The sequence below is a fragment of the Persicitalea sp. genome (genome assembly GCF_041751555.1).
Classification (GTDB): domain Bacteria; phylum Bacteroidota; class Bacteroidia; order Cytophagales; family Spirosomataceae; genus Persicitalea.
Genome location: NZ_JBGSXF010000647.1, coordinates 1 through 14664 on the forward strand (window position 1 = coordinate 1; position 14664 = coordinate 14664).

A 14664-nucleotide genomic window follows, 5' to 3' on the forward strand; every position below is an offset into this window, starting at 1 on the left:
TCCATCTGGCTTCGTTCATCTTGAAGGCGTTTTTTGCTCAATCCCAGCCGGGGTTTTGCTTTATGGCCTGGTTTACCGTTATCTCGGAGGTAGGTATCGGGGACAAAAGATCCTTCTGACTTACGTTTGTAAAGTATTTGACCGCCGGACTATCCGTAAAGTCGCGTTGGGCGTCTTTACCCACCTCCTCCATTGTTTTCAGGAAAATGCCCCAGCGAAGCAAGTCAGCTTTCCGCTGGCCTTCCTGACTGAGTTCCCGCAACCGTTCGTTCTGAATTACGGCCAGCATACTTTCCTTGGTGGCCGTTTGCGCCGGTTTAAGATCAGCGGCAGACGGGTTGTTAATGGTCGTGGTCGCTGATGCTCCCGTGCCTCCGCCCCCGGACAGAACCACTTGGGGTGCGGAAGTATAGGCTCCTTCCGCAAAGTAGGTAATTCCCTCTGGATCACGATTCAGGGTGATGCCCGTTACCTGTCCAGACGCGTTGATGGTAGCTGTGGCTTTAGCCCCGCTGCCTCCGCCGCTCGAGAAGGTTACGGTGGGGGCCGTCGAGTAGCCGCTGCCCGCACTAGTTAGCTCGATCTTGTTTATTCCCTTGGACCAGGCCCGCCGCCTGACGCGGTTGACGATTTCGACTACTTCGGCCGTCGGCCCACTGATGGCGTTCTCGGCTTCGGCGTACATCAGCAGCACGTCGGCGTAGCGGAGAATGGGAAAATTGATAGGCGTCCTAATCCCCTTGGGAAGTACCTGTTCGTATTCCCGACGCCATTTTGCTGGAAGCAGCTTGTATTTATCCTCCTGCGTAACCGGTAGGCCGGTAAATGTCTTGTCTCCGTTTATCTGGTTGTTGTTATAGGTAAAGTGCGCGATATTGTACCATTTTCGCAAGTCGCCTGTCTCATACACATCGTAAAACTTGGCCGTAATGGACATATAAGCGTCGGCTCGACCCGTGGCAGAGCTCGCCACCGAACGGGGGCCATTGATGTACCCCAACCCCGTTGTTTCCCTGTACTGATCCAGCAGGTTGCCCCAGAATTCCACTTCCCAAATACTCTCCTTAATATCGTACTTGTCGCCAGCCAGGTTCTTGAAAATCTGCGAATAACTTGGATTCAGGGCGTGACCTCCATCATCTATGACCTTTTTGGCCCATTTCTTGGCTTCCGCGTAGCGGCTCTGGTCTTTGAGCGGTTCGCCCGCCATAGTGAGGTTGACGCGAGCCAGCAGCCCACGTACGGCCGACTTGCTGATGGCTCCACCAAAACCAATTGCGGTAATATCCGGTACCAGCGGCTCGGCCTGGGTCATGTCTTTGACGATTTGGTCGTAGTTCTCCTTAACGGTAGCTCGCGCAATATCAACATCCTCCACGGACAGAGTCGGCTCCGTGCGGATCGGCACGCCGCCGTAGTACTGCACCAGCATGAAGTAGTAGAAGGCCCGGAGAAAAAGCATTTCCCCGCGAATGACATCCCTTTTCTTTTGATCGATCTCGGGGTTGTTATCCACGTTGGCCAATACGACATTCGCGCGGTTGATTCCGTCGTAAAGGTTGGACCAGTACGAATCGTTGTATCGGTCGGCCGGGGAGTAAAAATAATTCCAGGGGCCCGTCGTCAGGGTGAAGCGGTTCATGTAGGCCATATCGGCATCCCAGGCATACAGATAATGGGCCTGGTGACCGTAGAAGGGGTTTTCACCGAGAGTGCTGTACACCCCGGCGCGGGCAAATTCGAGCTGTTGCTCGGTTCGGTAATAGTTGGAAGGACTCAGAAAGTCGGTGGGCTCGGTTACCAGAAACTCTTTGCAGGAGCCGAAAGTCACCAGGAAAACCAAGGCCAGAATAACGCGGGTCGTTTTCATATCAGTTCAGTTTTATGTTTTTAATTAAAATGTCGCTCTAATGCCAAACGTAAGTGTCCGCGCCTGGGGATAGCCCGAAAAGTCGAAGCCTGGCGAGAGCACTGGGTTGAGGATAGAAACCTCGGGATCCAGACCCGTGTACTTGGTCCAGGTAAGCAGGTTCTGACTGGATACGCTGAATGTCAGATTATCGAGCGCCAGCCGCTTGGTAATGCCCGTCGGAAGGGCGTATTCCAGGGCCAAAGTCTTCAAACGCAGGTAGGAGCCGTCTTCCACATTTTTGGAGGAGTAAAAGCCAATGGGCCCCTGGCCGCGCGTGCGGTAATTCTCGTTGGTGGGATTTTCCGGCGTCCAGCGGTTTACGTAGCTGGCGTACTGATTCACGTTGGCCCGGGCGTTGCTGTTGCCCTCCAGGGCAAGTCGGTTGGCGTTGTAAATGTCGTTGCCAGCCGACCACTGGAAGAACACATTAAGACTGAGTCCCTTGTAGCCAAAACTATTGGCAAAGCCACCAATATGGCGGGGTTGTCCTCGGCCAATAACGGTAAGGTCGTCGTTGTTAATGATGCCATCACCATTAAGATCACGGTACTTGATGTCGCCGGGCTGAATGCTGTTTCGTACCGCGCCGTTGGTTGGTACGTCTGCTTTTAACACGTACTTGCCGGGCGTTGGGGTATCAAAATCCGCCAGTTGGTAATTGCCCTCCCAAATGAAGCCATATATCATCCCGGCGGGTTGACCAATTTCGGACACGTAGAGCGGCTTATTGAACTGCGATTCGTAGCGGCCGTTAGCGGTGAGCCTTTGCTGTCCTCGGGTCAGGGCCAGGATTTTGTTGCGGTTGAAGCTGATGTTAAAACTGCTATTCCACCGGAAATCCTTTCGCTCGAAGTTGACGGTGTTCAACGTGAATTCAAGACCCTCATTTTGCAGCTTGCCGATATTCTTCACCGCCGCGCTGAATCCGCTCGTGGGGGGCAGATCCGCCCGCAGCAGTAGATCTTCGGTGACCTTCCGGTAGAGGTCCACCTCCAGCCCGACTCGATTATTGAACAATCCCAGCTCATAACCTATATCGTAAGATTTGACTTTTTCCCAGCGTAGCGAGGAATTGCCCACCGCCGAAATGTACACGCCACCCGTTGGCGTCTGGTTATTGAAGGAATAGCCGTTCAGAGACTGGTTCAATTGGGGACGGTTGTCGAAGTCCCCGATCCGATTGTTGCCCGTGCTGCCGTAACTACCCCGAAGTTTTGCGTTGGACACGAACGGAAAAGCTCCCTGGAAGAAAGACTCCTTCCCCATATTCCAACCCAGCGCGACGCCGGGGAAATAGCCCCAGGGATCAGCAAATTTTGAGGAGCCATCGGCCCGGAAAGTAAATGTTGCCAGGTACTTCGACTTGAAGTTGTAATCCAAACGAGCGGCATAGGAAGCCATCGTGTTCCGGCTGGATTGCTGCCTTTGATTTTGAACGACGCCCTCGTCCAAGCCGTCGAGCCCGAGGTTTTCGTTGGGAAGCAGTCGGCCGTCGTAGCCCGAAGTGGAATAGTTGAGTCCGTTCACGGCAAACAGCGCCAGGGCATCAAAAGAGTGATCACCGATTACTTTTTTATAATTGAGCGTGTTCTCGTTGGAATAGCTACGGTAGCTGCTATACCGGATCGAGCCGTTGATCCCGTCAGTGTTGGAAGGATTGAGCGGACTGCCCTGCGACGTCTTGGAATTGTAAAAACGCTCGTTGCGGATATCGTTGTTTCGAACGCCCACGGTAGTTTTAAAAATAAGTCCCTCGGCTAGTCGGTAACTCAAATAGGCATTGGCATCCAGTACGTCGGTGAGGTTTTTCTGGTATTGATTCTCCAGGTCGATCACCGGGTTGACCCTGAAATCGGAATTAGTAACGGCCCCCGCGTCCACCAGTTCGTTTTCAAGTTGCAGGGAAGGATCGGGATTTACGGGACGGTACGCCCAGGTGCGGAACAGTACCGTGGCCGAAGGACTGGAACTTCCCGCGCCCGTGCTAAGGTCTTGCCCGGAGGAAGTCAGGCCGCTGTAATTGGCCGTTATCCCAACTTGCGCCCGGCTGCCGAGATTCTGGTCAACCGTAATCCGGCCGGAGTAGCGCTTAAAGCCCGTGTTGATCACCACGCCCTTCTGGTCGAAGACCGAGCCGGATAGTGAATAACGGGTCTGATCGGTTCCGCCACGCAGCGAGAGGTTGTAGATCTGCACCGCCCCGGTGCGGAATACCTTGTCTTGCCAATTGATCCCTTCCACGTTGCGGTAGCTTTCCAGGGTTTTACCTTCGGTGAAATAACCGGCGGTACTTTCCAGGGTGGGGTTTAGTTCCTGCTGGTACTTCACAAATTCGTAAGGACTCATCAGCGGAATTTGTCGGGGAGTCGATTGCAGACCCAACGAGGTGGACAGCGTGACGACCGGCTTGCTCACCCGGCCCCGCTTGGTTTCGATGAGCACTACGCCGTTGGCGGCCCTGGAACCGTAAATGGCCGTCGAGGAGGCGTCTTTCAAAATACTGATGGACTTGATGTCCTCCTGGTTGAGCGTATTAGGGTTGAGATCTTCGATGGGAAATCCGTCCACGACAAAAAGCGGTGACGTACTTTGGGTAAGCGATCCCGCTCCGCGAATCAGGATGTTGAAGCCGCCACCCGGCTGACCATCATTTGACGATACCTGCACACCCGCTACCCGTCCGGCCAAGGCGTCGGCGAAGGAGGGAACGGGTGCTTTTACGAGCGCGCCTACGTCCACCGTACCCACCGAACCGGTGATGTCGCTCTTGCGGGCGGAGCCGTAACCCACTACCACGACTTCGTCGAGGGCTTTGGCATCGACGGAAAGCACGACGTTCAGGGTAGTTTGATTACCGACGGTCACCTCCTTGGTCAGGTAGCCCACGAAGGAAAACACCAGTACTGAGGAGGTACTCGGAGCATCCAGCTGAAAACTGCCCGTTGCGTCGGTGACCGTTCCTCTTTGCGTTCCCTTAATCAGAACGCTCACGCCGGGTAGCGTCTCGCCGTTTTCGCCCGTTACTGTGCCTTGTATCGGCATCAGCAATTCGGGATTGGGCGGGTTTTCGTCAATCAATGGTAGGGCGAATAGCGGCGATGGTGCAAGTAGCGTAAAACACAGCGCCCATAATAACAGACGGGCGAGTAGTCCGATTTTCGCCGCTGGAATTAGCCAGGCAGAAAGGTACTTTCGGCCACGATAGGATAGAAGCTTTTTCATGGTAGGTTAATTGTTTAGAATGAAAAATGTTACTGCACTAAAAAGTCTTAATTCATCGATTGGAAATATTGGTTTCGTTCCGAAAAATTTCCGGCACTATCGGGATCCAGAAAGAGCGTGGCCGACGGGTGTTGCCTCATAACCGTGGCCGGAAATTCTTCCGAGACGGGATCCGTCAGCGTGTGCCTTACGGCGGCAGTTTTGGTAGTCCCCGGGACGACACAAAATAAGTGGCGGGCGCGGGTTAGGGCGGGGATGGTGAGCGTCAGGGCACTTTCCGGCACTTGTTCCAGGCTGGTAAAGCAGCCGTCGTGTACTTGCTGCTCTCGACTAGTCAGGTCTAGCTTGACTTCCTTCACCAAATTGGGATCGTTGAAATCGGCCACGTGCGGGTCGTTGAACGCAATGTGACAATTTTCGCCGATTCCCATGCACACGATGTCCGTGGGGTATTGGGCCAGCAATTTGGCGTAGCGCCGACATTCTGCGGCTGGGTCGGGGGCGTTGCCATCCAGATAAAAAGCCTCTTTGATGGGTACTTTGCTGAAAAGGTTTTCCCGCAAATATTCCCCGAAACTCTGTGGGGCGTCCGAGGGCAAGCCGATGTACTCATCCATGTGGAAAGCCCTGATTTTATTCCATTCCAGGTTTTCCTCGGCGGCCATCGCCGCCAAAAACTCGTTCTGGGAAGGCGCCGAAGCGAACACAATATTCACGTGTTCCTGAGCCAGCAGTAGCTCCCGAATCTTTTGGGTGACCGACGCGGCGGCAAGCGCTCCCATCGACGGCCGGTTTTCCAGTACTTCTACCCGGAGGTTTTCCACCTCGAAAGTGCGGGCAGATGACATTTTTGTGGTCATGGTATTTTCAATTTATTAAAGATTTCTTAAACAGCCCAGCGACGTACCTTATGGCCCTTCATGGCATAAAACACCAAGTACAGGTAGCAGGGGAAAAGTACCCAATAGGCCGAACGCAGATCGAATTCATCCGCGAAATGGCCGTAAAAGAGCGGCAGAATGGCGTTGCCACAAAGACCCATGATGAGAATGGACGCGCCCAACTTCGTAAACCGACCTAATCCGTCCAGTGCCAGCGGCCAGATGCCCGCCCAAATCAGCGAGTTGGCCAGTCCCAGCAGCACGACAAACCAGATCGACACGTCGGCCGTATGGCCCAGGAAGTTAGTGGTGCCGCTGGCGAACAGGATTAGCACCGTAAAAATGGTGCCCAAACCCGTACAAATGCGCAGCGCGGTGACCTGACTCATGAAGCGGGGAATGGCCACGATGCCAATCACGTAGCCGCAAATGGTCAGGAAAAGCGTGTAAGACGGAAAGACTTTGGCTTCCAGCAGGCCGATGCCCATCGAACCCGCGTAGCTGATGATGGTGTCGATGGCAATCACCTGCGTACCTACGTGCAGGAAGATGGCGAGCGCACCTAGAATCAAGTGCGGAAATTGAAAAATGCTGGTCTTTCCGGCGTTGGCGGTAGCCACCTCGGGCGTTTCCTGTTCGGTGTTTATTTCGGGCAGCGGCGAGCGGTACACCAGGTAGCCCAGTACAAAGAGAAAAGTACCCAAAACCGAATAGGGAACGATTACCCGCCGCACCAATTCGTCCAGCGCCGTGGCGCGAGCGGCTTCGGTCATCGCATCCAGTTGGGCAAACATGGCGGTATCAGTCGGGCGCAGAATGACCGCCGCAAAGATCAGCGGCGACAAAATACCCGCCGCCTTGTTGCAAATACCCATCATGCTGATCCGCTGCGCGGCCCGGTCCTGCGGACCGAGCAACGTGATGTAGGGGTTGGCCGCCGTCTGCAAAATGGCCAGCCCGATTCCGATAGTGAACAGACCCAGCAGGAAAATCTCGTAAGTGCGGGTTTGGGCGGCGGGAACGAAGATGAAGGCCCCGAGCGCCATCGCCCAAAAGCCAAACATCATGCCCTTCTTGAAACCGACGGCCTTCAACATATAGGAAGCTGGCACCGACATAATGAAATAGGCGATGTAAAAGGCAAAAGCGACTAGATACGCCTGAAAACTGGTTAGTTCACAGGCAATTTTGAAATAGGGAATCAGGATCGAATTGACCCAGGAAATAAAACCGAAGATAAAAAACATCACTCCGACGAGCAGGAGCGATATCCTGGTTTCGCGCTTGTCGAGGGGCTTATTTTCGGTTATGGTAGTCGTTGACATAGGCAGGGTTTTGGAATAATAGTGTTTAAAGGTTGCTTTAAACTACGCCCGGAATTTTGACCAGATCCTGAATTTCTTTGCCTTCGTGTTCGAAGCGGGCCAGGGTGTACACACTGCCGTCGTCGCCCACCGTGATCGAATTCACGTAGCTGGGGCGCGAGCCGTCGGGGTAGAAGATGGGGCCGTGGTCTTGGTAGTTCTTCGTAGGAATATGGTAGGTGACCAGGTGGAGGTTTTCCTTTCCTTTGGATCCGCCTTTGGCAATCTCATCCGCGCCCTTTACGCGTCTACCATTTTTGTAAATCGGGCCACCCGTGAGGTAATGAATCGTGTCGCCGTCGGGGCCGGGCTGAAAACCGAGATACCCGTAACTGAACTGGTCGAACATGCCGCTCTTGCGGGAGGGCTCGGAGGTGATGCGCTCGACGATTTCAACCTTTTTTGCGCTCGGATCGAATTTGAATAGATAGCCCGAGTTGCCATGCACGCCGTAGGCCACTTGCTCAGGGGCGTACCAAAATATTTTCCGCCAGTTATAGCCCATATTGCCGGGACGGGTGGGGTCGTATTTGCCAAAATAATTGAGGCGCATATCCACGTCCGCCACTTTTTTTAGGCCAGACATGCCCGGCTGATAAGTCAGGATATCGCCCTCCGCTGTGGACAGGTACACGCTGCCGTCGCGCGGATCGACCAGCATAGAGCGGCAAATGACGCGGTAATCTTCCCCCACAATTCCCGCCTCGCCTCGCCCGCAAGTCAGGCCCAGATCTCTCAGTTCTCCCGTCGAGAGATCATAATCGAGGAACTTTCCCAATGGCCAGGTCAGCGCGTAAAGATGTGCTCGCTCCCGGTCAATGGTTAAGGTCAATATTCCTTCTCCGTCCGGGGCGATGGCTAAATCCTCGAATTGCCCGGAGGTCAGATCGTAGGACAAAAAATGACCGCCGGGATACAACCCGTAGCCATCGGGGGCTTTTCCGGGTAGCCGCTCCATACCGTCGATCATTTCGTAATAGCCGACGTGGGTGGCGAAATACAGCTTGCCGTCGTGTTCGTAAAAGCGGACGTGGCTTTTTCCCTGCGCGATAGTTTTCTGGTATTTTTCGCCGCAAATCTCCGTGAGATTAGCCAGGAATTCCGTTTGATCCGTCTTTGGGTCATAGGCATACGTCTGCCCGCCTATAGCGTGCGATTCCGAGCACAGCACGTAGTATATCTTCCCATCACTGGCGGCGGTTATCGCGTTGTAGGTGTCGTGCGCCAATTCAAAGCCCGAGTAGTAGGACTTTGCTTCCAGATGATGTTTCTCTTTGATGGCAGACTGTTGATTGGCCATTGTCTTTAGGGTTGAAGTAGGGTTCAGGAAGTTATTTTTTGATCAATCATTCATAGCTTAAAAAGCCTTTTGGCATTTCCGTACAGCAGCTTTCGCTCGATGGCTTTGGTAGGGGCAAGTTTGCGGATGGCCGCGATGGTTTGGGCCCCCTGGCAGTTGGGGCCGTGGCCGTCGGCGTCCAGACAGTCGCTACCGTAAAGCAGCTTGTCCTGGTGACGTTCCAGAAACCCGCGGGCGTGATCCTCGTCCCGCAGCAAGGCGCTCAGACCCGAGCCCGCCGACATGTCGCCGTACATATTAGGGTACTTGGTCAGCAGTTGGTCGGTCAGGCCCCCGGCGGTTACTTTGGTTTTAGGATAAAGGACGTTTTGATCGGTGTGATTCTTGTCGATGTTGGCCCACCAGGTTTGAGCGTGGCCGATGAAGTGTACGTCGGGGTACTTTTCCAGCATCGTGTGGAAGCGGTAGAAGTCGTAGTTGAACATCGTGTACTGCCAGTGCATCAGCACGGGTACCCGGTACTTGCGCGCTAGCTGGTAAATGGCCTGCATCGCCGGATCATCGCATTCCAGACCAAACTTAGACTCGCCAATGATCGGCGCGCCAAGTTTGAGATACTTCTCTATTTCTGCGGTAGCGTTCGGTAGGTCGGGTACTTCGTTGGCTCCGAATGTAAAAGCTTTCGGGTATTCTTTTGCCAAAGCGTAGCAGGCTTCATTACCGCTGCAATCAGCTTGCAGGCCGTTCGTTGTGCCCTTATGGGTAGAAAATCCAAAGGCGGGCGTTCCGGCCGGCAGTAGTATGGTAGTCGTTGCCCCCATTGCTTTCTGGTGAGCAATCAACTGTGCATCGGTGCGCCCCCGGTAGTCGGTGTGCTGGTGGATGTCGATGATAGGCTCGTCCGCCAGCGTACTTTCGGTGCGGTCGAGCGCCAGCGCACTCCCGGCCAGCAACACACCCGTACTGGTTAGGAACCCCCGGCGGGAAAGGTTAGAAGTGTCTTTATTATCAGTCATTTCTGCTTAGCGCTTTTAGTGTTTTCAAAAAGCCCAGCTCGTTTGGCTACCTGCTGTACACCGGACAGAATGGTAGTTTCTATAGAGGAATGCCAGGGTGCGGGTTGTCCGTACACCATTTGGGAGGTTTCTCCTTCGTAGCCGCCTTCCCGCAGCACGGTGGCCGAGGGAATATAACCCATCACAAAATTGGAGTAGCCGTATACGAAGGTTTGCTCGCCGTACATCTGCTTGATTTTGATCGCGTACTCGATGAGTAGCTCTCCGCCCAGCGCCACGATGGGCTGTGCGCCCAACTTCCACACCTGAATGGGGTAAGGTGAGGACTTCGCGAACGGCTCGCCTTTTTCTTTTTTTGTCAGCATCCGTTTGGCCCAGCGCTGGTAGTAAGGCACGGACGAATTCGCCATTTCAGTTAGTTTTTCGTCAGTTGGTCCATCCGCCAGGGCCAAGTCGATTTCCTCGTAGGCCATCGTAAGCTTAGCATCCAGCGGCATCATCTCCTCTTCCACCACGCGCTGCACGGCGGCGGCTAGTTCCCGCCCGTACTGCCGGGCCAGCGGAATAGTTCGGCGGGGCAGAGGGTTCTGATCGGCCCCGGCTCCCTGAAAAAACAGGGCGGTAGCGTTGGGATAAGCTTTTTCCAGTTCCTCTTGGGCAAAGCTCACGTAATCGCCCGACCACTCGGTGTCACTAAGCACCGTGGGATGGCAGGCGTAGGCAAAGGCAATTGCCTTTACTTTGTGTTTGCCGTCAAGTACTTTGATGACCGGTACTGCATAATCGTTGGGGCCTTTCAGCTCGGTCAATTGCGTCAGAAGGTTAGCGTCGTTGTTGCGGCGGTTAATCTGAAAACGCGTCACGCCGTTGGCGGACGAAAGACTGGCTGGTTCGAGGTTGCCAATGGCTTCTCCCACCAATCCCACCACCCGGGTTTCGAGCCAGCGTGAGTACTGCGTGATTTTGGCTTGCTGCGTGTCGTCGAGCGGATAAATATCGGTCAACGCATCTTCTAGCACTGGTCCCGAGTGAGTGTGAGAAGAGTTGAGCAGCACCTGCGCTTTGGTTAGGCCAAACTTTTCTTGCACTGCTTTTTTGATATGATCCGAAATTGCCTTCGGCAGCCCGAGTAAGTCGGTCGAAACCAGCACGGCTCGCTGTCCCGCGGCATCTTCCAGCACGAGCGCCTTCCCCCATAACTCGTTCAGCATACCGTCCGATGGTCGGTCGCGCGCGGCGAAGCCCGCCATCCACATGGATTCCTGCGGCGTGATGCTCGTTCGAGCGATGCCCGCCTTCCAGGTAGGTGAAGTCGTTTGCCCGAGACACACGGTCGCGTGGCTACTAACTAATAGCAGCAGCAGTCCTATTCCCCATCCTGGAAAACCCCCTTTCGTTTTCATCAGCTTTTGGCTTTGACTTGCTCGGCATTATGGTGTACTTTTTTAATCGCCGAGGCGATGGCGTCCATGTCGGAGCGACTGCCCAGCAGCAGGTTTTGCGTAAACCACACGGCCTCGCTGCACAGCTTCTCGTTTTCGGGGCAGTGATTGCGCTCGTTGTATTTTTTAATGTCCAGTAGTTTGGCAGGATATACTTTTTTGTAGCCCGGCGACTGGAAAGTCTCCGCGAGAAAAGGCTGGGTATTCAGCACGGTGTAGCCGCTGGTGCAGGGAATGCCTTCCATGCGCAAAGCCTTGATAAATCCTTCGCGCGGAAGTCCTTTGAAGCCCTCGGGATCGTAGCGGAAGGGGAACAGGTGGTAAGCTGCCCGGTTGACTCTCTCGTATAGCTTGTAAGGCATGATGCCTGTGATCTTCTCGACTTCGGCTTTCAGATAGGCCGCATTTTCGTTGCGGGTGGTCGTCTGAGCGTCGAGCCGCTTCAACTGCGCCAAACCGATGGCTGCCTGGTACTCACTGAACCGGAGCTTGGTGCCCTGCATGATGCTCCCAACCCCCACCGCGCCCACGGCGGTACCGTAAGGGTTGCCCAAATTGTGAAAGGAGTAGCAGCGATCCATGAACTCCTCGTCGTTGCTCGTGATAGCACCACCCTCACCGATGGGCATGTTCTTGGAGTTTTGGAAGCTGAAGCAACCTGCTTGCCCGATAGCGCCCACTTTCTTGCCGTCGTATTCGGCCAAGTGCGCCTGACAGGCATCTTCGATAACTACCAAGTTATGTTTCTTGGCAATGGTCATAATCGGGTCCATGTCACAGGGCAGGCCCATGATGTGGACGGGGATGATGGCTTTGGTGCGAGGGGTAATTTGGGCCTCGATCTTGGCTGGATCCATCTGGAAAGTTTCCCGATCAACATCCACAAAGACGGGCATAGCACCATTGGTAAGTACCGCACTGACGGTGGCGATGAAGGTATAGGGAGGCACGATGACCTCGTCGCCCGCCCCGATATTCATCTGCGCCAGCGCAATCACCAGCGCATTGGTGCCGTTCACCACCGCTAAGGATCGCTTGGTGCCGATGGCGCTGGCCCATTCCTTCTCAAATTCATCTACGGTTTTTGCCCGCGACCAAACGCCACTTCGCATGACTTCCAACAGGCGCTTCTCGTCGGTTTCAGGATTCCACTGTGGCCATTCGGGCCACTGAACCTTGCTCCAGGCGGGCATGCCGCCGAGCAGAGCGGGTTTATCAGCCAGGGTACTGCCGATCACCGGAGCAGTGACTGCGGCACCTACTACGGCACCCAGTCCAGCCAGGGCGTTCCGTTTCATGAATTCCCGTCGGGAGACGTCGCTATTTAATGAATTGTCCATCATCGCTAAGAATTAAGGATATGTTGTTGTCTAGATATGTCTATTTAAAATAGATGAATATCATTTAATTAGGTTACGGGTACGTACCCGAAAGTAGTCAAAAAATATTAACTATGCCTTATTTTTTTAAATTATTTTGCTTTGCCCAGAACACTTTCCAGACTCACCGCTGCCCCGCCCCGTCGCTTGCTTTCGTCGGCGGCTTCCATGAATGCAAACATTTCGATGGTTTCTTCGGGTCGCACGGGTACCTGTCCCGTCTCGAAATACTTGATGATCTCGACCAGCAGCGGCTCATAACCCGCGTAAGGGCCAAGATTGACGTTGCCATCCTGAGTGAAGACGATACCTCCGTAGCCACTCTTGCCTGTCCGGGTTCCGCGAATCGTGCCGACGCGGCCGTCGTTCCAGGTACCTACCACAATGTCGGTACCCGGCGTGTTGACACGGACTACCTCCCGACAACCGGTTCCCATCACCGTGAATAGTGGCTCCACCGCGTGAATGCCGTACCAGAACAAATCGGGATGGGTTTTTTCCAGGCTGGCCGGACTGAAAGTATCCGCGCCTACCACCTTGCTTTTGCCAATCCCGGCAATGCCGTTAGTGTAGCGGAGCGAAGAGGCGGAAAAAAGCGGAATTTTGTACTTTTTGGAAGCTTCGAAAATAGCCAAAACGTCTTCCAACGAAGCGGCGATTGGCTTGTCGATGAACACCCTTTTTCCGGCCTTGAGTACCTGAATAGCCTGCTCACGATGCAGGCGTCCATCGTTGGTTTCCAACAGCACGACGTCCACCTGTTTTAATAAGTCGTCTATCGAATCTGCGATTTGAACGCCATGTTTCTTAACTTCTTCTATGTAGCCTGGAATTCGGGAGGCGCTGGTTTCGATTTCGCGACTCCCATAAGGATAAGCCGTAACTACTTTATATCCTTGATATTCTGGCTTCGGGTTATCGGCATTCAGCACCTTGGTGAAGGCTGTGCTATGGGAAGTGTCCAGCCCAATGATCCCGACTCGCTTTCCTTGCTCAGCCAATACCCCGCTCGCCTGAGTGCGAGTGTGCGCGAGCAACCCCAAACCTATACTGCCCAACGTGGCCGTTTCAAGGAACGATCTTCGGCTATGCGTCAATGTATCCATATTCGGTCATAACAGTTATTGGTTCCGGGTACGTACCCGTAAATATAAAAAAGATTATCGATAGTCTATAGATATTCAAGAAAAAAAAGACAGTAAAGTATTGTTTTACCGCAGTTAATGTACGGAGATAGGTCTAATTGCGGTAGTATGCCTGATTTTCTTTGGTAACTATGTCGATCGGCATATAGTATTCTTCGCTGATTTTTGTAGAGAAGACGAGGGATTGGTACAAAGCCATCACGCTCCGATATCCCTGGTCTTCGGGCTGATGGCAAATTAGGAAATCTATCGTGCCTTTTGTCAGATAGTCCTTATTGTCCTTGATCAAATCGTAGCCAATCAGAAGCGGTTTTTTAGGAAAAGACGCGCCTTCCAAAAACCGGGCGACGAGCGATGCTCTCGAATTGGTCACGAATATGGCATCGGTCGTTGGATTGTCGGCGAACAATCCCCGCAGTCTTTCCTCGACCGACTCAAAATCGGTTTGCTGAATATCGACTCGGAGGATTGGCGGACTTTGTTCCTGATCAGAAAAATAAGCTCGGAATCCTTTCTCTATTTGCTTATAGGTGTAGCTATCCAATGCCTTCGTTATGTTGACCATCATCAGATTACTATGTTCATTAAGAGTGTAGGTGCATAGTCTTCCGGCGAGGTACCCGCTCTGGAACAAAGGGGGGCCGATATAGGACAAGCTGGGTTTGTCGGGCAGGTTTGAATCGATAAATACGAATGGTATTCCTTTCTTATGGCACTTCGCCACAAAAAGCTCGGCTTCACTAATAAAGGAAGGAGAGAGAACAATTCCATCCACTCCGGCTTCCAGGATTCGATTGGTTTGGGCGGTGAATGTTTTAGGGTCTTTCAAACTGAAAAAGTACGATTCCACCTTCACGCCATACTGGCTGATTTCCTTCTCGGCGCGCTGAATGCCGCGCAGCGGGGCATCCCAAAAATCGGTTTCTTGCGTAACGGAGGGAATGAGCGCGGCAAGTGTTATTATTTTGCCTGAAGCCAGGCGACTCGCCAGGACGTTGGGCTG

At 53.6% G+C, this 14664-nt stretch carries 10 protein-coding genes; all 10 read right to left on the reverse strand.

What is annotated here, in order from left to right:
• Nucleotides 1–37 precede the first annotated feature (37 nt).
• A complete protein-coding gene (locus ACEW8P_RS22745) occupies nt 38–1870 on the reverse strand; it encodes a RagB/SusD family nutrient uptake outer membrane protein (protein ID WP_373515364.1) in 1833 nt (610 codons plus the stop codon).
• A gap of 24 nt (nt 1871–1894) precedes the next feature.
• Nucleotides 1895–5134, reverse strand: a complete 3240-nt coding sequence (locus ACEW8P_RS22750; protein ID WP_373515365.1) for a SusC/RagA family TonB-linked outer membrane protein — start codon at nt 5132–5134, stop codon at nt 1895–1897.
• 47 nt (nt 5135–5181) lie between these two features.
• On the reverse strand, nt 5182–5982 hold the full coding sequence (locus tag ACEW8P_RS22755; protein ID WP_373515366.1) for a glucosamine-6-phosphate deaminase: 801 nt from the start codon (nt 5980–5982) through the stop codon (nt 5182–5184).
• Between the two features lie 38 nt (nt 5983–6020).
• Complete coding sequence (locus ACEW8P_RS22760; RefSeq protein ID WP_373515367.1) at nt 6021–7340, reverse strand: sugar MFS transporter; 1320 nt, start codon at nt 7338–7340, stop codon at nt 6021–6023.
• Nucleotides 7341–7377: 37 nt separating this feature from the next.
• Entirely contained in the window at nt 7378–8679 is a 1302-nt protein-coding gene (locus tag ACEW8P_RS22765) for a hypothetical protein (protein ID WP_373515368.1), read from the reverse strand.
• Nucleotides 8680–8729: 50 nt separating this feature from the next.
• Entirely contained in the window at nt 8730–9695 is a 966-nt protein-coding gene (locus ACEW8P_RS22770; protein WP_373515369.1) for an amidohydrolase family protein, read from the reverse strand.
• A complete protein-coding gene (locus ACEW8P_RS22775; protein WP_373515370.1) occupies nt 9692–11098 on the reverse strand; it encodes a neutral/alkaline non-lysosomal ceramidase N-terminal domain-containing protein in 1407 nt (468 codons plus the stop codon). Before ACEW8P_RS22775 ends, ACEW8P_RS22770 begins: the two co-directional genes overlap by 4 nt.
• Complete coding sequence (locus ACEW8P_RS22780; RefSeq protein WP_373515371.1) at nt 11098–12435, reverse strand: DegT/DnrJ/EryC1/StrS family aminotransferase; 1338 nt, start codon at nt 12433–12435, stop codon at nt 11098–11100. The genes ACEW8P_RS22775 and ACEW8P_RS22780 overlap by 1 nt, the downstream gene beginning before the upstream one ends.
• A gap of 173 nt (nt 12436–12608) precedes the next feature.
• Nucleotides 12609–13622, reverse strand: coding sequence for a Gfo/Idh/MocA family protein (locus tag ACEW8P_RS22785; RefSeq protein ID WP_373515372.1), 1014 nt, complete (start codon nt 13620–13622; stop codon nt 12609–12611).
• A 133-nt stretch (nt 13623–13755) separates the two neighbouring features.
• The coding region (locus ACEW8P_RS22790) for a substrate-binding domain-containing protein (RefSeq protein ID WP_373515373.1) at nt 13756–14664 on the reverse strand (909 nt) is incomplete at its 5' end.

What these genes read in the sequence shown, in the direction of transcription:
- ACEW8P_RS22755 (WP_373515366.1), bottom strand. Translation starts at nt 5,982, where the DNA reads ATGTCATCTGCCCGCACTTTCGAGGTGGAAAACCTCCGGGTAGAAGTA.
- ACEW8P_RS22775 (WP_373515370.1), bottom strand. Translation starts at nt 11,098, where the DNA reads ATGAAAACGAAAGGGGGTTTTCCAGGATGGGGAATAGGACTGCTGCTG.
- ACEW8P_RS22770 (WP_373515369.1), bottom strand. Translation starts at nt 9,695, where the DNA reads ATGACTGATAATAAAGACACTTCTAACCTTTCCCGCCGGGGGTTCCTA.
- ACEW8P_RS22780 (WP_373515371.1), bottom strand. Translation starts at nt 12,435, where the DNA reads ATGAAACGGAACGCCCTGGCTGGACTGGGTGCCGTAGTAGGTGCCGCA.
- ACEW8P_RS22760 (WP_373515367.1), bottom strand. Translation starts at nt 7,340, where the DNA reads ATGTCAACGACTACCATAACCGAAAATAAGCCCCTCGACAAGCGCGAA.
- ACEW8P_RS22785 (WP_373515372.1), bottom strand. Translation starts at nt 13,622, where the DNA reads ATGGATACATTGACGCATAGCCGAAGATCGTTCCTTGAAACGGCCACG.
- ACEW8P_RS22745 (WP_373515364.1), bottom strand. Translation starts at nt 1,870, where the DNA reads ATGAAAACGACCCGCGTTATTCTGGCCTTGGTTTTCCTGGTGACTTTC.
- ACEW8P_RS22750 (WP_373515365.1), bottom strand. Translation starts at nt 5,134, where the DNA reads ATGAAAAAGCTTCTATCCTATCGTGGCCGAAAGTACCTTTCTGCCTGG.
- ACEW8P_RS22765 (WP_373515368.1), bottom strand. Translation starts at nt 8,679, where the DNA reads ATGGCCAATCAACAGTCTGCCATCAAAGAGAAACATCATCTGGAAGCA.